The organism is Pseudomonas sp. PNPG3, assembly GCF_023093815.1.
In the GTDB taxonomy this organism is placed as follows: domain Bacteria; phylum Pseudomonadota; class Gammaproteobacteria; order Pseudomonadales; family Pseudomonadaceae; genus Aquipseudomonas; species Aquipseudomonas asiatica.
The window spans coordinates 51,238-69,270 of the sequence record NZ_JALLKV010000012.1; the positions used below are offsets into that span (position 1 = coordinate 51,238).

At 63.8% G+C, this 18,033-nt stretch carries 20 protein-coding genes; 9 read left to right on the plus strand and 11 right to left on the minus strand.

Annotation, left to right across the window (positions count from 1 at the left end):
* Nucleotides 1-36: 36 nt before the first annotated feature.
* The 3 genes from MJ643_RS10810 to MJ643_RS10820 all read right to left on the minus strand — a co-directional run bounded on the left by MJ643_RS10810 (nucleotide 37) and on the right by MJ643_RS10820 (nucleotide 2,181).
* Nucleotides 37-942, minus strand: a complete 906-nt coding sequence (locus tag MJ643_RS10810; protein WP_024087731.1) for an alpha/beta hydrolase — start codon at nucleotides 940-942, stop codon at nucleotides 37-39.
* A 176-nt stretch (nucleotides 943-1,118) separates the two neighbouring features.
* A complete protein-coding gene (locus tag MJ643_RS10815) occupies nucleotides 1,119-1,805 on the minus strand; it encodes an LrgB family protein (RefSeq protein WP_024087732.1) in 687 nt (228 codons plus the stop codon).
* Nucleotides 1,795-2,181, minus strand: a complete 387-nt coding sequence (locus MJ643_RS10820) for a CidA/LrgA family protein (RefSeq protein WP_013974193.1) — start codon at nucleotides 2,179-2,181, stop codon at nucleotides 1,795-1,797. Before MJ643_RS10820 ends, MJ643_RS10815 begins: the two co-directional genes overlap by 11 nt.
* A 96-nt stretch (nucleotides 2,182-2,277) precedes the next feature.
* Between MJ643_RS10820 and MJ643_RS10825 the strand changes: the two genes are divergently transcribed.
* A complete protein-coding gene (locus tag MJ643_RS10825; RefSeq protein WP_024087733.1) occupies nucleotides 2,278-3,174 on the plus strand; it encodes a LysR family transcriptional regulator in 897 nt (298 codons plus the stop codon).
* 127 nt (nucleotides 3,175-3,301) lie between these two features.
* Here the strand turns inward: MJ643_RS10825 and MJ643_RS10830 are convergent, their stop codons facing one another.
* On the minus strand, nucleotides 3,302-3,757 hold the full coding sequence (locus tag MJ643_RS10830; RefSeq protein WP_013974195.1) for a flavodoxin: 456 nt from the start codon (nucleotides 3,755-3,757) through the stop codon (nucleotides 3,302-3,304).
* 128 nt (nucleotides 3,758-3,885) lie between these two features.
* Between MJ643_RS10830 and MJ643_RS10835 the strand changes: the two genes are divergently transcribed.
* Nucleotides 3,886-4,314, plus strand: coding sequence for a PAS domain S-box protein (locus tag MJ643_RS10835; RefSeq protein ID WP_013974196.1), 429 nt, complete (start codon nucleotides 3,886-3,888; stop codon nucleotides 4,312-4,314).
* A gap of 56 nt (nucleotides 4,315-4,370) precedes the next feature.
* On the plus strand, nucleotides 4,371-4,988 hold the full coding sequence (locus MJ643_RS10840; protein ID WP_038410142.1) for a hypothetical protein: 618 nt from the start codon (nucleotides 4,371-4,373) through the stop codon (nucleotides 4,986-4,988).
* On the opposite strand, the gene MJ643_RS10845 is transcribed toward MJ643_RS10840, so the two are convergent.
* Nucleotides 4,973-5,905, minus strand: a complete 933-nt coding sequence (locus tag MJ643_RS10845) for a MerR family transcriptional regulator (protein WP_024087735.1) — start codon at nucleotides 5,903-5,905, stop codon at nucleotides 4,973-4,975. The two genes, MJ643_RS10840 and MJ643_RS10845, sit on opposite strands and share 16 nt — an antisense overlap.
* Before the next feature lie 219 nt (nucleotides 5,906-6,124).
* Here MJ643_RS10845 and MJ643_RS10850 point away from each other — a divergent pair, with 219 nt between their 5' ends.
* The 4 genes from MJ643_RS10850 to MJ643_RS10865 are packed head-to-tail and all read left to right on the plus strand — an operon-like array spanning nucleotide 6,125 to nucleotide 8,096.
* Nucleotides 6,125-6,685 (plus strand): antibiotic biosynthesis monooxygenase, encoded by a 561-nt coding sequence (locus MJ643_RS10850; RefSeq protein ID WP_208209248.1) that lies wholly within the window; start codon nucleotides 6,125-6,127, stop codon nucleotides 6,683-6,685.
* 33 nt (nucleotides 6,686-6,718) lie between these two features.
* A complete protein-coding gene (gene folM / locus MJ643_RS10855) occupies nucleotides 6,719-7,456 on the plus strand; it encodes a dihydromonapterin reductase (RefSeq protein WP_013974200.1) in 738 nt (245 codons plus the stop codon).
* Nucleotides 7,457-7,465: 9 nt separating this feature from the next.
* Nucleotides 7,466-7,762 carry a DUF1244 domain-containing protein gene (locus tag MJ643_RS10860; RefSeq protein ID WP_013974201.1) on the plus strand — a complete coding sequence of 99 codons (297 nt, stop codon included), beginning with the start codon at nucleotides 7,466-7,468 and terminating at the stop codon, nucleotides 7,760-7,762.
* Nucleotides 7,755-8,096: a HopJ type III effector protein gene (locus MJ643_RS10865; RefSeq protein WP_003260709.1), complete on the plus strand. Its 342-nt coding sequence runs from the start codon at nucleotides 7,755-7,757 to the stop codon at nucleotides 8,094-8,096. Before MJ643_RS10860 ends, MJ643_RS10865 begins: the two co-directional genes overlap by 8 nt.
* Nucleotides 8,097-8,140: 44 nt before the next feature.
* Here the strand turns inward: MJ643_RS10865 and MJ643_RS10870 are convergent, their stop codons facing one another.
* From MJ643_RS10870 to MJ643_RS10885, 4 genes are all read right to left on the minus strand, one after another.
* Nucleotides 8,141-9,049 (minus strand): alpha/beta fold hydrolase, encoded by a 909-nt coding sequence (locus tag MJ643_RS10870; protein ID WP_023661195.1) that lies wholly within the window; start codon nucleotides 9,047-9,049, stop codon nucleotides 8,141-8,143.
* 167 nt (nucleotides 9,050-9,216) lie between these two features.
* Nucleotides 9,217-10,428 (minus strand): enoyl-ACP reductase FabV, encoded by a 1,212-nt coding sequence (gene fabV / locus MJ643_RS10875; protein WP_023661196.1) that lies wholly within the window; start codon nucleotides 10,426-10,428, stop codon nucleotides 9,217-9,219.
* 243 nt (nucleotides 10,429-10,671) lie between these two features.
* A complete protein-coding gene (locus MJ643_RS10880) occupies nucleotides 10,672-11,205 on the minus strand; it encodes a cytochrome b/b6 domain-containing protein (protein WP_023661197.1) in 534 nt (177 codons plus the stop codon).
* Nucleotides 11,202-11,468 (minus strand): PepSY domain-containing protein, encoded by a 267-nt coding sequence (locus MJ643_RS10885; protein ID WP_024087737.1) that lies wholly within the window; start codon nucleotides 11,466-11,468, stop codon nucleotides 11,202-11,204. Before MJ643_RS10885 ends, MJ643_RS10880 begins: the two co-directional genes overlap by 4 nt.
* 176 nt (nucleotides 11,469-11,644) lie before the next feature.
* Between MJ643_RS10885 and MJ643_RS10890 the strand changes: the two genes are divergently transcribed.
* Nucleotides 11,645-12,823 (plus strand): acetyl-CoA C-acetyltransferase, encoded by a 1,179-nt coding sequence (locus MJ643_RS10890; RefSeq protein WP_023661199.1) that lies wholly within the window; start codon nucleotides 11,645-11,647, stop codon nucleotides 12,821-12,823.
* A 136-nt stretch (nucleotides 12,824-12,959) separates the two neighbouring features.
* Here the strand turns inward: MJ643_RS10890 and metE are convergent, their stop codons facing one another.
* On the minus strand, nucleotides 12,960-15,251 hold the full coding sequence (metE, locus tag MJ643_RS10895) for a 5-methyltetrahydropteroyltriglutamate--homocysteine S-methyltransferase (RefSeq protein ID WP_013974207.1): 2,292 nt from the start codon (nucleotides 15,249-15,251) through the stop codon (nucleotides 12,960-12,962).
* Between the two features lie 315 nt (nucleotides 15,252-15,566).
* Between metE and MJ643_RS10900 the strand changes: the two genes are divergently transcribed.
* A complete protein-coding gene (locus tag MJ643_RS10900; protein ID WP_023661105.1) occupies nucleotides 15,567-17,054 on the plus strand; it encodes a methylenetetrahydrofolate reductase C-terminal domain-containing protein in 1,488 nt (495 codons plus the stop codon).
* Here MJ643_RS10900 and yjiA read toward each other — a convergent pair.
* A complete protein-coding gene (yjiA, locus tag MJ643_RS10905; RefSeq protein ID WP_208209249.1) occupies nucleotides 17,014-17,991 on the minus strand; it encodes a GTPase in 978 nt (325 codons plus the stop codon). The two genes, MJ643_RS10900 and yjiA, sit on opposite strands and share 41 nt — an antisense overlap.
* Between the last annotated feature and the right edge of the window lie 42 nt (nucleotides 17,992-18,033).

Consider the following 18,033-nt stretch of genomic DNA (forward strand, 5'->3'; position numbering starts at 1 on the left):
ACCTGTGGGAGCCAGCTTGCCGGCGATGAGGCCCTGTCAGGACCACGCCACTTTCTGCTGGAAACAGCTCAACGGTTGTTCACGAAAGGCCAGGTAATGGCGCAGCACCTGCACCGGCGCTTCGGTATGCGGGTAATGGCCGATGCCGTGCAACTGCACGGTGTCCGGCTCCGGCACCAGTTGCCGGTAGCGCTCCACCATGTGTGCGCCGGAAAGCGGGTCGTCCACGCCATTGATAAAGCGCAGCGGCACGCCTTCGTGCTGCATCGCGCCAACCCAGCGGTCCCGGTGCAACCTGCGCTCTGGCATGTAACCCACCAGCTTGTGCAGGATGCGCGTGCCACGGTTGGCGGCTATCAGGCTCCAGCAGTCATCCAGCGCACTTTCACTGGGGTGGGTGCAAGGGCCGTAGACCTGGGTCAAGTTGCGCACCAGGTCGTCGCGACCGAACGAGCGCCCTACCAGCCAGCCCAGGCGGCTGAGCAACAGCTTCTGTACCAGCAGCATGCGGCAGCTTTCGGGGAACAGCCCGCTGTTCAGGAACACGCAGCTGGCAATGCTGGCGCGCTGTTCATGATGCCGCGCCAGCATTTCCTGGGCCACACTGCCGCCGTAGTCATGGGCCAACAGATGCACCGGCTGGTCGACCTTCAGCTCGGCGAGCAAAGCCTGCTGCAGGTCGGCCTGCTCCATCAGGCTATACACGTGATCGACCGGTTTGGCCGAATCGCCAAAGCCGAGCATGTCACAGGCGATAACCCGGAAGCGCTGGGCCAAAGGCCCCCACAGGTAGTGCCAATCCCAGCTGGCGGTGGGGAAACCGTGCAACAGAAGCAGGGGCTCTCCTTGCCCTGCGGTCCAGTAGCGGATGCTCTGGCCCCGGAAGCTGAAACTCTGTCCCCGGGTACGCCAGACGCACAATGGAATTTCGGCCATGGGCATCAGAACGGTCCCGGTGAAGTGGTGTTGGCGGAATAGAGCAAGGCTGCGGTCATTGCATGTCACCTCGGCACTTACATGTGCTCTCTATGTCGAGGCTGAGTCTAGCCAGCAGCCCATGGGCTGGAACTTGCGTTGCCAGCCAGCTTGATGACTTGGCGAGTCAGTGGCACGAACGGTCAGAGCAGCATGGCCAGCAGCGGTGCCGCGAACAGGTTCAGCAGCCCGGTCAGGACCATGACCAGGCCGGCCACCGAGCCCTCTTCGCGGCCTACCTCCTGTGCCCGGCTGACACCGGCACCATGGGCGCCCACGCCGAACAGCGCGCCCCGCGCCAGCGGCGTGCGCAACGGCAACCAGCGCAGCAGCACACCGCCGAACATGGCGCCCAGCACGCCGGTGAACATCACGAACACCGCCGTGAGCTCCGGTACACCACCCAGGTCATGGGCCAATGGCATGGCAAAGGGCGTGGTGATCGAACGCGGCACCAGCGACAGGCTGGTCGCGCTGTCCAGCGCCAACATATGAGCCAACCCCCAGGAACTGGCGATCGAAGCGCTGCTGCCGGCGACCATGCCCACCATCAGTGCCGGCCAGTGGCGCGCCAGCATGGCCCGTTGCTGCCAGATCGGCACCGCGAAGGCCACGGTCACCGGGCCAAGCACGCTCATCAGCCAGTGGGTGTTGCGGGCGTACTCGGCATAGGCGGTGTGCAGCGGCACGGCCACCGCCAGCAACAAAACCGGCACCAGGATCAGCGGCGACAGCAGGTAGCGCCCGCTGCGCCGGTACAACCAGCGGCTGCCCAGGTACGCCAGCAAGGTCAGGGCCAGCCAGAACAGCGGCATAGGTTCAAGGCTCATGGCGCAACCTCCAGCGGCACACCAGTTCCACGGTCAACGCGGTCACAACCATTACCATCAGGGTGCTCACGGCGATCACCAGCAGGATGCGCCAGCCCTCGTCACGAATCAGGGCGCCGTAATCGAGCAGGCTCATCAGCGCCGGGATGAAGAACAGCAGCATCTCAGCCATCAGCCAGCCGGCGCCCAGTTGCAGCATGGCCGGCTTGAGCACACCCGAGGCGAACAGCAACAGCAGCAATGCCAGGCCCATCACGCCGCCAGGAATCGGCCAGCCCAGCCAAGTGGCAAGCTGGCCACCGAGCAGGAACAGAGCACAGAGGATCGCCAACTCGACGAGCAGGCGCAGGGCTTTTTTCAACAACGCGGGTTTCATGGGGGGTTCCTCTACAGGCCCTCATTTTAAGATTTGGCTGCCTAGGCCAGAAGCGAATTGTTAGACTGAACACCATTCCAGAATGGAATGGTGATCATGGAATTCAAACAGCTGCGCAGCTTTATCGAAGTGGTCCACCGCGGCGGTTTTACCCAGGCCGCGCAGACCCTGCACATCAGCCAGTCGGCGGTGAGCAAGCAGGTGGCTCAGTTGGAGCAAGATGTGGGCCAGCCGCTGCTGGAGCGCCAGGCCTCGCAGTTGCACCTGACCGCTGCCGGGCGCATCGTGCTGGAGCGTGGCGAAGCCTTGCTGCGCCAGCGTCAGGCACTGCTCAGCGAACTGGACGACCTCAGCCAGATGGGCCGCGGTGAGCTGCGCCTGGGCTTGCCGATGCTGGGCAGCGACGCGCTGTTCGCCGGGTTGTTCGCCGAATATCGGCGGCGTCACCCGAACATCGCGATCCAGTTGCTCGAAGGCGGCAGCCGCAGCATCGAACAGGCGGTCAGGAGTGGCGAACTGGAACTGGGTGGCAGCCTGACGCCCAGTGACGAGGCGTTCGACTACCAGCCCTTCTGCAACGAGCCAATGGATGCCCTGTTGCCTGCCGGGCACGAGCTGGCAGGCCAGGAAGTGGTAGATCTGCGGCAGCTGGCCGATACGCCGTTCCTGCTTTACCAACGCAGCTTCGTGCTCAATGACCGGCTGCTGAAGGCGTGCCAGCAGCAGGGTTTTACCCCCAAGGAAGGCGGGCGCAGTGGCCAGGCGGATTTCCTCGCAGCGCTGGCAGCGGCGGGCCAGGGCGTGGTGTTGCTGCCCCGTGTGGTGGCGAAAGCGCTGGAGCGCCCCGGTGTGGTGCGCTTGCCGCTGCGCTCGCCGGCAGATTTGCGTTGGGATATCGCGTTCATCTGGCGGCGCGGGGCGTATCTGTCACGGGCGGCGCAGGCGTGGTTGGCACTGGTGAGCGGGTGGCCGGTGCTCGGCAGCAAGGGATGAGTTGCCCTTGCCGTCCTCTTCGCGGGTAAACCCGCTCCCACAGGAACACCACAGCCTCTGAAATCTGTGCAGTACCTGTGGGAGCGGGTTCACCCGCGAAGAGGCCGGTACAGGCGAAAAATACCCGTCAGGCTTTAAGTGTACTCACCAACTCAGCCAACCAAGGCTCTGCATCCGCCTCCGGAGTCACCGTCTCGCTGGCATCCAGGCGCAACATCGGTTGCACTTCGCGCACGCCCAGTTCGGCAAAAAGTTCGCGCATCTGCTCGCCTCCACCGCAATAGGTATCGCCATAACTGCTGTCGCCCAAGGCAATCACCGCACCCGGCAGGCCACGCCAGGCCGCAGGCAGGGTATCGCGAATGCTGCAATACAACGGCATGAGGTTGTCCGGCAGTTCGCCCATGCCAGTGGTCGAGGTCACGGCCAGCAAGGCGTCGGGGGCGAAACCTTCAAGGTCCTGCAAGGTGGCGCGCGCCGCATGCCAGGCCTCCAGGCCAGCAGCCTTGAGCAGCGATTCAGCGTGACGGGCGACTTCTTCGGCGGTGCCGTAGACCGATCCGGAAATAATGGCGACTTTCATCGGGTAGAGGATTCCGAAACTGAGTGAAAACGTAGGATACTAGCATCCGGCGCTGGCAAAAGGCCGCCTCTACCAAAGTCACCATCCTCAACCCTGCTTCGCACCTTTGTTCACTCAATGGCCCGAACATGATCAATGCGCAACTACTGCAATCCATGGTCGATGCGTCCAACGACGGCATCGTGGTCGCCGAACAGGAAGGCGACGACACCATCCTCATCTACGTGAACGCGGCCTTCGAACGCCTGACCGGCTACGGCCGTGACGAAATCCTCTATCAGGATTGCCGCTTCCTGCAGGCCGACGATCGCGACCAGCTTGGCCGCGCCCGCATCCGCAAGGCCCTGGCCGAAGGCCGCCCGTGCCGCGAAGTGCTGCGCAACTACCGCAAGGATGGCAGCCCTTTCTGGAACGAACTGTCGATCACCCCGGTAAGGCACGACACTGAACAGCGCACCTATTTCATCGGTATCCAGAAAGACGTCACTCGCCAGGTCGAACTGGAGCGGGAACTGGCACAACTGCGCGTTCGTCAGAAACCCGACGAACGCACCTGAACCAAGTTCGCCACGCACGGTCAATCCCGTTGAAGAAATCGCCATCGAGTTCGATCATGCAAGCAGAAGCGCTCCTGACCCAGGACGAGCTGGATTTCATACAGAACATGCAGCATACGCCGCAGTTGAACCTGGCCGACCCCATGTCGAGCCTGCTGGTCAATGGCGACCATCGCATCCAGAGCTTGCTCACCCGCTTGGTGGCCAACGAGCAGGTAACTCTGCAGGCCCAGTTCAACAACCAGCAAATCAGCTTCCCGCTGCAACTGGTGGAAGACGAGTTCCACGCCCTGCACCTGCAACTGGGCTCACCGGAAATCTACGAGGACGGCCCCATGCTGCGCCCCTGGCGCCTGTCGATGGAGAAGCCGAGCGCACTGCTCGATGCCCATGGGCAGGAAACTGGCCTGTGGGTTCGCGAGATCTCGTTCAAGGGCACATTGCTGGAAGTCCGTGGCCTGCCAGCGGCACCAGCCCACTTCGAATTGCGTTTCGCCCCTGATGGCATCCCCCCCATCGAACTGCATGGCGTGCTGGGCCGGCGCATCGGCCCGGACCTGGCAGCCTACGACCTCAGCCAAAGCCCGGCCGAAGAGATCGAACGCCTGCGCGACTACATCCTCCAGGCCCATCGCCGGGCCCACCCCGAGCTACACACTCAGGTATCGAACTGACCGGCCAGAAACTGCCGCAAACGCTGGCGCATCACGCTACCCTGCGCACCCAGGCAAGCGATCGGGCTGCCAGCCAGGCTGTCCTGTGCCAGTTCCGCCGCTTCACCCGCCAGTAACAACGGGCACTCCAGCCCTGCCACTAGGCGCGTCAGCCGCCGTGTGAGCTCCGCCGTGGGCGGCTGATGGGAAAACAGCACCAGGGCATCCGGTTTCAGGCGTTCGCAGACCAGTGCCAGTTCTGCCAGCGGCTGCCCGCTCGCCAGTGGCGTCACGCCAACTTCATCGCTGCCCAAGGTCAGGCTGGTCACCAGCAAATCCAACTCGTGGCACTGCCCCGGCAATGGCGCCAGCAGCACCATGCGGCTGCGCGGCGCACGGGCGAGTTGCAAGCGGGTATACACCCGGCCACGCAGGAACTGATCGAGGAACAGCCACTCGCTGGCCTGCCCGTAGCCGCCCTGACCGGCCGCCAGGTCATGCCACACCGGCATGAACACTTCACTGAATACCTGGTCCAGGGTGCAGGCGGCAAATACCTCGTCGAACAGGCGGTCCAGGCCGACAAGGTCAAAACGTTGTAACGCCTGGCGAATCTGCTGCTGCCAGCGCCCCCAGGCGCCCGTCGCGCCACCTGCCTGCCCGGCACGGGCATGGTCGCGCGCGAGGATGCTGGCAACCTTGCTTACCGCCACGCCGCGCTCCAGCCAGCCAAGGATGCGGCGGATGTCATCGATGTCGGCCTGGGAATACAGGCGGTGGCCGCTGTCGGTGCGGGTTGGCTGGATCAGACCGTGGCGGCGCTCCCAGGCGCGCAAGGTCACGGCATTGACGCCGGTCAGGCGGGAAACCTCACGGATCGGAAACAGGTCCTGCGCGAGGCCCGCATCGATTACCGGATTCAGTCCCTGTTCGTTCATCTGCACGGGGTTCCCTGTGTGTCCAAGTTGAACACCTAGTCTACTACGGCAATACCAGACGCTGGGGCGCAACCGTTTGCCGGCTTACAGTTGCCGAAGATCGCGGATGGGCGATAATCCGCGCCCGATTCTTGCATGCATGCCTGTGTCGCCCACCACCCCGGGCCACTCAGCCAAAGGGGCCGGCTACCCGCCAGCCCCGTTGCCAGGAGATACACAATGTCTGCCCCACCCGTCACCTTGATGGTGTCGCGCCGCGCCGCCCATGGCCGCTACCAGGACTTGCTGGCCTGGCTGCATGAAGGCGAGCAGCTGGCCACCGACTTCCCCGGCTACCTTGGCTCGGGCATCCTCGCGCCCCCCCACGACAGCGACGAATTCCAGATCATCTTCCGTTTCAGCGACGAGCCTACTCTGCATGCCTGGGAACATTCCGCCTCGCGTCGGGCCTGGTTGCAACGCGGGAACGGGCTCTTCGAACGCCCCAAGGAAGCGCGCGTGAGCGGCATCGACGACTGGTTTGGCACCAACATGGTGCAAAAACCACCACGTTGGAAGCAGGCTGTGGCCATCTGGCTGGCCTTCTTCCCGGTCTCGCTGGTGTTCAACCTGGTGTTCGGCCACTGGCTCGCTGCGCTGGACCTGGTACCACGGGTACTGCTCAGCACCCTGGGCCTGACGCCGGTGATGGTCTACCTGTTCATCCCCCTGTCCACCCGTTTGCTGGCCGGCTGGCTGCATGCGTCCCCCGCCCCTGCCGGCGCCCTGCGCAGCCGCTGAGGCCAGGCCGTACACGCGGTAGACAGTTCGGGTATGCTGGGCGGCAACCAAAGGACAGACAAGTTGACCGCCCCGAACATGAACAGCCCCATTCTCGTTACCGGAGCCAGCCAGCGCGTCGGGCTGGCCCTGGCCCTTGAACTGGCACAGGCCGGCCATACGGTGGTCAGTGCCAGCCGCAGCATCCAGCCACAGGCGGCCCACCCGAACATCGTGCAGTTCCAGGCCGACCTGTGCCAGCTGGCCGATCGACAGGCCCTGATCGACTACTTGCACAACCATTACGACGGCCTGCGCGCGGTCATCCACAACGCCTCGTTGTGGCTCGACGATGGCCTCGACAACCTCGAGACCATGTTCCGCCTTCACGTCGAAGCGCCCTACCACCTCAACCTGGCCTTGGGCGACCTGCTGGCCAAGGTGGAAAAGGCCGACATCATCCACATTTGCGACGAAACCTCTTCGCGCGGCAGCAAAAGCCACATCGGCTACGCCGCGACCAAGGCCGCGTTGCAGAACATGGTGCTGTCGTTCGCCGAAAAATATGCGCCCAAGGTGCGTGTGAACGGTATCCTGCCCGGGCTGCTGATCCTCAAGGAAGGGGGTGACGAAACCTACCGCCAGCAGACCCTGAAAAAGGCCCTGCTGGAGTTCGAACCCGGCGCCGGCCCGCTGATCGAGACGGTAAAGTACCTGCTCGCCAGCCAGTACAGCACCGGCAGCCAGGTGGTCATCAACGGTGGCCGCCACCTGAAGAACCGCATGACCTGAGAGAAGCCCATGACCCCACAGCAACAGCTCGAACTCGAGGCCGCCGCGTTCCGGCGCCTGATCGAACACCTGCAGAAGCGCACCGACGTGCAGAACATCGACCTGATGAACCTGTCCGGTTTCTGCCGCAACTGCCTCTCCAAGTGGTACAAGGCCGCGGCTGACGAGCGCCAGCTCGACCTGAGCCTGGATGACGCCCGCGAAGCGGTGTACGGCATGCCTTACGCCGAGTGGAAAGCCCAATACCAGAAAGAAGCCAGCGCCGACCAACAAGCGGCGTTCGAAAAAGGAAAACCTCGTGACTGACCTGAACACACTGCGCGCCAGCCTGGCCAGCGGCCAACACGTGTTTGCCGACACCCTGGCGTTCATTGCCGACAACTACAGCTACCAGCCACAGGCCTTCGACAATGGCGGCGTGGCGAATGCAGCCGGGCAGAACGAAGGTTCGTGCAAGACCCTGGGCCTGGCGCTGCTGGAAGGGCTGAGCGACCAGGAAGCGCTGCTGGCCTTTGGCGAGCACTACCGTGACGTGGTGGCCACGCCCGAGGGCAGCGACCATGGCAATATCCGGGCGCTGATCAAGCATGGGCTGGCGGGCGTCAAGTTCGCCGAGCTGCCGCTTGCGCGCAAGGCTTGAGATTTTGGGGCCGCTCCGCGGCCCTTTCGCCGGCGCAGACAGCATCAACCCATGATCCTTCCTGGGACCTCACCCGCCAACCCACCCTGCTGCAACCACTGCAAGGCCACCGGCCACAACCTTTCGCGAAAGCGGTCATGGAAGAACGCGAAATGGCCAATTTCATCGACCGAGATATCCACAGGCGCAATACGCAGGTGCTGGCGCTCGGCGCCCTGCAGATAACCCAGCAAACGCTCGGTCGCCGCCACGGTACCAAAGGGGTCATCGGTCAGGCTGATGGCCAGCGTCGCCGCCCGCACCTGGGCGAACGGTAGTGCCTCCAGTGCAAGCCCGCTGGGTCGGTGCTCATAGCGCGGGGTACGGGTGGTCCAATCGTGCACCACGCCGGATGGCGTGTCCTCCAGCCAACCCAGGCGCTTGCCGGGAAAATAACCGAACACGCGGGTGAGCAGCGGCATTACCACATGCCACTTGCAGAACAGCTGCCAACGCTGGTCAGCCGCATAATCACGCCAGTAGGCGAATTGCGCGCCAACCATCACCACCCGGCGAACCTTGCTCGCCGACGGTGCCAGCCCCACTGCGCACCCGCCAAAACTGTGCCCCACCACGTCCACCGGCTGGCCGGGGAAATGTTCTGCGGCATGCACCAGCATGGCTTCGAAATCCAGCCGGCCCCAGTCGCTCCATGATGCCTGGAAGCCACGCAGCGATGCCGGGCGGGATTCGCCGATGCCACGGTAGTCGTATGTCAGCACATCGCAACCTTGCGCGAACAGGTAGTCGGCGAAACGCGAGTAGTAGTGGCAGCGTACCGAAGTGGCAGCGTTGATGATCACCAGCGGGCGCTGGGGGTCAGGTCGGGCGTGGCGCCAGCGGAAACCGCCGAGGCTGTAGCCGTCGGCTGTGGTGTGGCGAAAGGCAGTGGCGGGTTGGGTGAGGCTGCTCATGGCACATTCCCTGTTGTTGTGCGCCAAAGCTAGCAAAGATTTTATAGCCTGTACCGGCCTCTTCGCGGGTAAACCCGCTCCTACAGGTACTCCATTCCCCTCAAGTTAGAAGTGATCCCTGTGGGAGCGGGTTTACCCGCGAAAGGGCCGGTACAGGCCGGCAGCGATTACAGCTCGATGCAGTCGAACTTCACATCGGTAGCCACGTCTTCGTCGTAGTTGACGTCAGCGCGCTCGAAGCCGAACAGGTTGAGGAACTGCTTCTTGTAACCGGCATAGTCGGTCAGCTCGAACAGGTTCTCGGTGGTCACCTGTGGCCACAGCGCCTTGCAAGCGTCCTGCACGTCATCACGCAGTTCCCAGTCGTCCAGGCGCAGGCGGCCCTTCTCGTCGACCTCGGCCGGCGCGCCGTCGGCACGGTACATGCGGTCGCGGTACATGCGGTCCAGCTGGTCCTGGGTGCCTTCGTGAACACCCTTCTCCTGCATGATCTTGAACACCATCGACAGGTACAGCGGCATCACCGGGATGGCCGAGCTGGCCTGGGTAACCACCGACTTCAGCACCGCCACGTTGGCGCCGCCCTTGACTTCATCGGCCAGCTTCTTGTCCAGGCGCAGGGCGGTTTCGTCCAGGTCCTGCTTGGCCTGGCCCAGCGCACCGTGCCAGTAGATCGGCCAGGTGATGTCGCTGCCGATGTAGCTGAAGGCCACGGTGCGGGCGCCTTCGGCCAGCACGTTGGCACCAGCCAGGGCGTCGATCCACAACTGCCAGTCCTGGCCACCCATGACGGTGACGGTGTCGGCGATTTCCTGCTCGGTAGCCGGCTCGATGCTGGCCTCGATGATGGTGTCCTTGTTGGTGTCGATGGCGGTCGACTTGTACGGCTGGCCGATCGGCTTCAGGGCCGAACGCACCAGTTCACCGGTCTGCGGCAGCTTGCGTACTGGCGAGGCCAGCGAGTAGATGACCAGGTCGACCTTGCCGCCCATTTCGTTCTTGATCAGCTCGATGACCTTGGCACGAGCTTCGTCGGAGAAGGCGTCACCATTGATCGATTTGCTGTACAGGCCCTCGGCCTTGGCGAACTTGTCGAAGGCTGCAGCGTTGTACCAGCCAGCGGTGCCGGCCTTGGTCTCGGTGCCTGGTTTTTCGAAGAACACGCCCAGGGTGTCGGCCTTGAAGCCGAACGCCGCGGTGATGCGGGCTGCCAGGCCGTAGCCGCTGGAAGCACCGATGACCAGAACCTTCTTCGGGCCATCCTCGCGCACGCCCAGCTTGCGGGTGGCTTCGATCTGGTCACGGACGTTGAGCTCGCAGCCCTTCGGGTGAGTCGTGGTGCAGATGAAACCGCGGACCTTAGGATGAATGATGGCCAATGTCTGTACCTCGTCAGGTTTATGCCGGGGGAAGCGCCGCCATGGGCGATTCCGGTTGATCAGAGGGTGAGACTACCCCCGCAGGTTATCCGACACATATTACGGGGTGATCAAAGGGATTCAAAACCGAGGTTTGCCTCTGCCGGCCTCCTCGCGGGTAAACCTGCCCACAGGGACCGCGCAGATCTTGAGGGCTGCGCAGCAGCTGTGGGAGCAGGTTCAGCCGGGAAGTGGCTGCCAACGTCAATCGCGGTGCCGACGGCGCCCCGTGATCATCGACCACGGCAGGTTTTCCCGCATGCGCACACTCTCGTAGATGGCCGCCAGCACATGCACGCAAACCAGCACCAGCAGCGCGTTGGCCAGCCAGCTGTGCAGGTCCATCGGCCAGTCGACACCAAACAGTGCGTCCACCTCCTGCGACGCCCATCCGGTAAGGCCCAGGCCGGCGATGCAAGTCAGCATCAGCACCATCACCAGGGCGCCAATCGGCGAATGCCCCATATGATGGTCAAGCCCCCCATGCAGCAGCGCACGGGCATGTCCGACCAGGCTTGCCGGGGATGGCCAGAAATCGGCCCAGCGCGCGCTGCGTGGCCCGACAAAGCCCCAGACCACACGCACCACCACAACGGCTAGTGCGTAGTAGCCCAGCCACTGGTGCCAGTCTTCACCCTCTTCGTTGAAGAAGTAGTTGGCGAAGAACACCACGGCGATAGACCAGTGGCACAGCCGCAGTAGGGGGTCCCACAGCTGTACCGTGCCGTCGCTGTTCAATCGTGGTACTCGGTCTTGACTGCCTTGCCCGTCACTGGGTCATGGTAGATCTCGACCTTCTTGCCATCCTTGTCGAAACCGTAGATCTCGTAGCAGTTACCCTTGGTGACCTTGAACTTGTTGATCTTGTAGCCCTGCTCCTTGAGCTGCGCCTGGAATTTTTCCTGATCCTGCCAGGTGCTTTTGTCAGCGGTGGTGCATTCGGTGGCGGCGAATGCAGCGCTGCTGCCGATCAGGAGGGTCATGGCGATCAATATACGCATGGGCATGTGCTCCCATCCAGATGAGTGTAATAGCGCATCCCTGAGCATAGTTCCGCAGGTCGCTTCGCGCTCATTCATTTGCTTTACACATCAATCGCAAAGAAAAACAAACTTAACAAATGAGCCAAAGCCACCGATGCTTGAGGCATTACGCCCATCGCACGGAGAACAACAACATGAACGACGTGGTGATCGTCGCCGCAACCCGTACCGCCATCGGCAGCTTCCAGGGCGCCTTGGCCACTGTGCCTGCAGTAGACCTCGGTGCCGCCGTGATCAAGCGCCTGCTGGAACAGACCGGGCTGGCCCCGGAGCAGGTCGACGAAGTCATCCTCGGCCAGGTGCTTACCGCCGGTGCCGGGCAGAACCCGGCACGCCAGGCCGCGATCAAGGCCGGCCTGCCCTTCAGCGTGCCGGCAATGACCCTGAACAAGGTCTGCGGCTCGGGCCTGAAGGCACTGCACCTGGCCGCTCAGGCCATTCGCTGCGGTGATGCCGAGGTGGTCATCGCCGGCGGCCAGGAGAACATGAGCCTTGCCCCTTATGTGATGCCTTCAGCCCGCACCGGCCAGCGCATGGGCCATGGCCAGCTGATCGACAGCATGATCAGCGACGGCCTGTGGGATGCCTTCAACGACTACCACATGGGTATCACCGCTGAAAACCTGGTGGACCAGTACGGCCTCAGCCGTGAGCAGCAGGATGCCTTCGCCGCCGAGTCGCAGCGCAAGGCGGTGGCGGCGATGGAAGCCGGCCGCTTCGATGATGAAATCACCCCGATCGTGCTGCCGCAGAAGAAGGGAGAACCCAAGGTGTTCGCGCGGGACGAACAGCCACGCCCGGATACCACCGCTGAATCCCTGAGCAAACTTCGCCCGGCGTTCAAGAAGGACGGCAGCGTCACCGCTGGCAACGCCTCGAGCCTGAATGACGGTGCCGCCGCCGTACTGCTGATGAGCGCCGCCAAGGCAAAGGCCCTGGGCCTGCCGGTGCTGGCCAAGATCGCGGCTTACGCCAGTGCCGGTGTAGATCCGGCGATCATGGGCATCGGCCCGGTGTCGGCCACCCAGCGCTGCCTGGACAAGGCCGGCTGGCAACTGGCCGAGCTGGACCTGATCGAAGCCAATGAAGCCTTTGCCGCGCAGGCGCTGGCCGTGGGCAAGGCGCTGGAATGGGATGCCACGCGGGTCAACGTGAATGGCGGGGCGATTGCCCTTGGCCACCCGATTGGTGCGTCCGGGTGCCGGGTGCTGGTGACCCTGCTGCACGAGATGATCAAGCGGGACGCCAGGAAAGGCCTGGCAACCCTGTGCATTGGTGGCGGGCAAGGCGTGGCCCTGGCAATCGAGCGGTGATCACAGATTGAATTGAACAGGCCTGGCCCTTTCGCGGGTAAACCCGCTCCCACAGGAACCCCACTGAAGCTGAATCCAGTGGGGACCCTGTGGGAGCGGGTTTACCCGCGAAAGGGCCGGTACAGCCAGCGAAAAATCAGGCGGTGGCACGCAGCTCGCGGGCAGCTGCGACCATGTTCACCAGCGCTGCCTCGGTCTCCGGCCAGCCGCGGGTCTTCAGCCCGCAATCCGGGTTGACCCACAGGCGCTCGGCCGGGATACGCTGGGCAGCCTTGTGCAGCAGCTTGACCATTTCCTCACGGGTCGGCACCCGTGGCGAGTGAATGTCATACACACCCGGGCCGATCTCGTTGGGGTAGGCGAACCGTTCGAAAGCCGCCAGCAGCTCCATGTCGGAGCGCGAGGTCTCGATGGTGATCACATCGGCATCCATCGCCGCGATCGACTCGATCACGTCGTTGAACTCGCTGTAGCACATGTGGGTGTGAATCTGGGTTTCGTCACGCACCCCCGAAGCACACAGGCGGAAGGCCTCGGTGGCCCACTCCAGGTAATGGGCCCAGGCGCCGTGGCGCAGCGGCAAGCCTTCACGGAACGCCGCTTCGTCGATCTGCACGATCCTGATACCCGCCGCTTCCAGGTCGACCACTTCGTCGCGGATCGCCAGCGCCAGCTGGCGCGCCTGCACTTCGCGGCTCACGTCTTCACGCGGGAACGACCACATCAGCATGGTCACCGGGCCGGTCAGCATGCCCTTCATCACCTTGCTGGTCAGGCCCTGGGCATAAGTGATCCACTCCACGGTCATGGCCTTCGGCCGGCTCAGGTCGCCAACGATCACCGCAGGCTTCACACATCGCGAACCATAGCTCTGCACCCAACCGAAGCGGGTGAATACATAGCCATCGATCTGCTCGGCGAAGTACTCGACCATGTCGTTGCGCTCGGCCTCGCCATGCACCAGCACATCCAGGCCCAGGTCCTCCTGGATTTTCACCGCATGGCGGATCTCGCTGTGCATGGCCTCGACGTAATCGGCCTCGGTCAGCTTGCCCTGCCTGTAGGCCTGGCGTGCCAGACGAATCGCCGAGGTCTGCGGGAACGAACCGATGGTGGTGGTCGGGAACGCCGGCAGGTCGAGCCCCGCACGTTGCTTGACGATACGTTGGGCAAAGGCTGATTTTCGCTGGCTGTCAGCGGGCTTGATGGCTGCCAGGCGGGCCTGCACGCCAGGCTTGTGAATACGCGGCGAAGCGGCGCGGCTGGCCTGCACGGCCTGGCTCTGGGCCAATGCGGCGGCCACGTCGGCGGCGTGCGGGGCATTGATGGCCTTGGCCAGCAGCGCCACTTCCTGGCACTTCTGCACGGCGAAGGCCAGCCAGCTGTGCAGTTCGGCATCGAGCTGGTCTTCACGGTCCAGGTCCACCGGGCTGTGCAGCAGCGAGCAGGACGGCGCCACCCACAGCCGCTCACCCAGGCGCTCATGGGCATGGCGCAGTACCTCCAGCGCCTTTTCCAGGTCGCAGCGCCAGACGTTGCGGCCATTGACCAGGCCCAGCGACAGCACCTTGTAGGCCGGCAGGCGGTCGAGGATGGTCGGGTACTGCTCGGGCGCCCGCACCAGGTCGATGTGCAGGCCATCGACCGGAAGGTTGGCGGCCAGGCCCAGGTTGTCTTCCAGGCCGCCGAAGTAGGTGGCGATCAGCTTCTTCAGTGGCGCCCGCTGAAGGATGTTGTAGACGCGCTCGTAGGCATTCTTCCAGTCCTGAGGCAGGTCCAGGGCCAGGATCGGCTCATCGATCTGCACCCATTCCACGCCTTGGGCAGCCAGGCGGTTGAGGATCTGGTCATACAGCGGCAGCAGGCGGTCGAGCAGCTCCAGCTTGTCGAAATCGCCACCTTTGGTCTTGCCCAGCCACAGGTAGGTCAGCGGGCCGATTACCACCGGTTTGACCGCATGGCCCAGGGCCTGGGCTTCTGCCACTTCTTCGAACAGTTGCTCCCAGCTCAGGGCAAACTGTTGGTCGACAGTGAATTCGGGGACCAGGTAGTGGTAGTTGGTGTCGAACCACTTGGTCATTTCCTGGGCGTGCGCGCCGCCGCAGCAATTGTCACCCACGGCGCCACGGGCCATGGCGAACAGGGTCTGGAGAGTGGGCCTGGCAGCGTCGTGGCTGCGGAAGCGCTGCGGGATCACGCCGAATGTCAGCGAGTGGGTGAGCACCTGGTCGTACCAGGCGAAGTCGCCAACCGGCAGCAGTTCGATGCCGGCGTCTTTCTGCACCTGCCAGTGGCGGGCACGCAGCTCGCGGCCGACGGCGCGCAGGCCGGCTTCGTCGAGTTCGCCCTTCCAGAAGGCTTCCTGGGCCTTTTTCAGCTCGCGGTCGCGGCCGATACGTGGAAAGCCCAGGTTGTGTGCCAGTGCCATGTCTTGTCCCTCAGCATGCATAAATGAATGAGGGGATTTTCCCGGCGCCGGCATCTTGAGACAAACTCATTAAATTTGAGATGAACTCAAGATTTTCTCATGTTTGTGAATTTGTACTGCCTGTACTGGCCCTTTCGCGGCTAAAGCCGCTCCTACAGGTACCGCGCCACCCTGTGGGAGCGGCTTTAGCCGCGAAAGGGCCGGCACAGGCAAACCCGGATGTCTCATTCAGAGCACCACCCTGCGCATCCGGACATGACCGCACCCGCCTTCTGCCGCACAATGCCAGCCTGACCAAACCAGGTACCCGGCCCCATGAGCCTGCTGAAAACCGCGCTGCGCGAAAACACCTTCGTCTGCGTCATGGAGTTCGTCCCCAAGCCCTCCACAGAACGCTTCGCCGCCATGGACGCGATCCTGGCCCGTGCGCACCTGTGCGGCTGGCCGATGACCGTGGCAATCGGCGACCGCGTCGGCAGCCCGCTGGACATGTCGCCACTGGACGCCCTCGCCTCGTTCAGCAACCCGGTACCCGCCCTGCCGCACTTCTCCGGCAAGGATCGCGAACGCCACCACCTGCTCGCCCAACTGCAACGCATGGATGCCGCCGGCCTCGACCAACTGTTGCTGCTTACCGGCGACCGCCTGCCCGGCCACCAGCCCGGCCAGCGCCCGGTACGCTACCTGGAATCGGTCGCAGCCCTGCAGATCGCCCGCCAGGCCTGCCCGCACTGGCTGCTTGGCGCGGCGCTCAACCCGTTCAAGTACTGCGAGGAAGAAGGCGGCGCCCAATACTTCAAGGCCGAGAAAAAACTGGCGGCGGGCGCCGACTTTCTCACCCTGCAACTGGGTTTCGATGCCGGCAAACACCAGGAAGCCATGCACTGGATGAGCCGCCAGGCCACGCCCAGGCCGATGCTGGCCTGCCTGATGAGCCTCACCCACGGGCGTGCGACGATGCTCGAGCACGTGGCCGGCGTGACCGTCACGCCGTCCATGCGCGACATGCTGGAAGCGGAAGCGGCGCAGTCCAAGGCCTTTGCCCAGGCGCGCAGCGTCGACCGCCTGGCCTTGCAGATCATCGGCGTGAAGCTGATGGGCTACGCCGGCGTGCATCTGTCGGGGGTTCATGAACTCAAGCAACTGCTGGCCCTGGAGGCACGCATCGAGCACTGGCAGGCGCAAATCCACACACTGGAACAATGGGCGCCGGCCTGGCAGGCCAGCTGGCAGATGCCCGGCCTGCCGGCAGTCAGCTTCCATCCGCCGCAGGCAAGCTGGCGCCAGGGCGAGTCACGAGTCGATGCTTCGTTCAAGGAGAAAGCGCGCTATCACCTGATGCACGGCATGCATTCGCTGCTGTTCAGCCGCCGCAATAGCCTGAGCAAGGCATTTGGCTGGGCCGTGCGCCAACCGATGTGGGCTACCCGCCTTGGCTCGCAGGTGCTGCACAAGGTGGAACACGCGGTGAAGCACCCGCTGGTAGGCTGCGACACCTGTGGCCGCTGCCGCCTGGAAGACACCCTGTACATCTGCCCGGAAACCTGCCCCAAGGGCCTGGCCAACGGCCCCTGCGGCGGCACCGCGCTGAACCGCTGCGAGTTCGGCGACCGCGAATGCATCCACAGCGTCAAGTACCGCACCGCCAAGGCGGTGCGGCAGACGGCGCTGCTGACCGAGCGCCTGATCCCGTGCATCGAGCTCGAGACACGCCACCGCAGCTCATGGCCGCAGTGGTTCCAGGCCCAGACGCCGCGTCAGCTCAGCCCGCAGCCAGCGCCTCGAACCCAGCCCGAATCGTAGCTTCGGGCAATTCGTCAGCGATGAACACCATCACGCTCTCGCGAGTTTCACCCTCGGCCCACTCGGCGTCCCAGTCGAAGCCATAGAGCTTGAGCACACCCTGGAACACCAGCTTGCGCGCTTCACCGGCAATGTTCAGCACGCCCTTGTAGCGCAGCAGCTGCTTGCCGTGGGTTTCCAGCAGTTCGTTCATGAAGTCGCTGAGGCGGTCGATGTCCAGCGCGCTTTCCGTGCGCAGCACCAAGGTGGAGATCCGGTCCGGGGTAGCGGGCTTGAGCAGCGGGCGTAGCGCTGGCTTCAGGTTCGCGCCCAGATCGGGGTTGAGGTTGAAACCACGCACATCCAGCAGCTCGGCCAGGTCGATGCGACCATGCTCGACCACGCGGATCGCCGCCCTGCCATTGATGCGGGCCAGGCGCTCGCGCAGGGCCTCGACCGCAGCGGGCTCGACCAGCTCGGTCTTGCTCAGCAGCAGGCGATCGGCAAAGCCGACCTGGGCCTGGGCGATGGTCTGGGTCAGGTGCAGCTCGGCGTGGGCGGCATCGACCAGGGTGATGATGCCGTCGAGGATGTAGCGCTCACGCAACTCTTCGTCGATGAAGAAGGTTTGGGCCACCGGCGCCGGGTCGGCCAGGCCGGTGCATTCGATTACCAGGCGGTCGAAGGCGATCTCGCCGGCATCCAGGCGTTCGAGCAGCAGGTACAAGGCGCGGGTCAGGTCGCCGTGGATGCTGCAGCACACGCAGCCATTGGCCAGGGTCATCACCTGCACCGGCTCGTCGCCCAGCAGCTGGCTGTCGATGCCGGCCTCGCTGAATTCGTTTTCGATCACGGCGATCTTCAGGCCGTGCTCGGCCTTGAGCATGTGCTTGAGCAAGGTAGTCTTGCCGGCACCGAGGAAGCCAGTGAGTACGGTTACGGGGATAGGCGTCTGCACGCAGAACATCTCCTGTGCAGTGGAATTTGGAGGGTGTGCCGC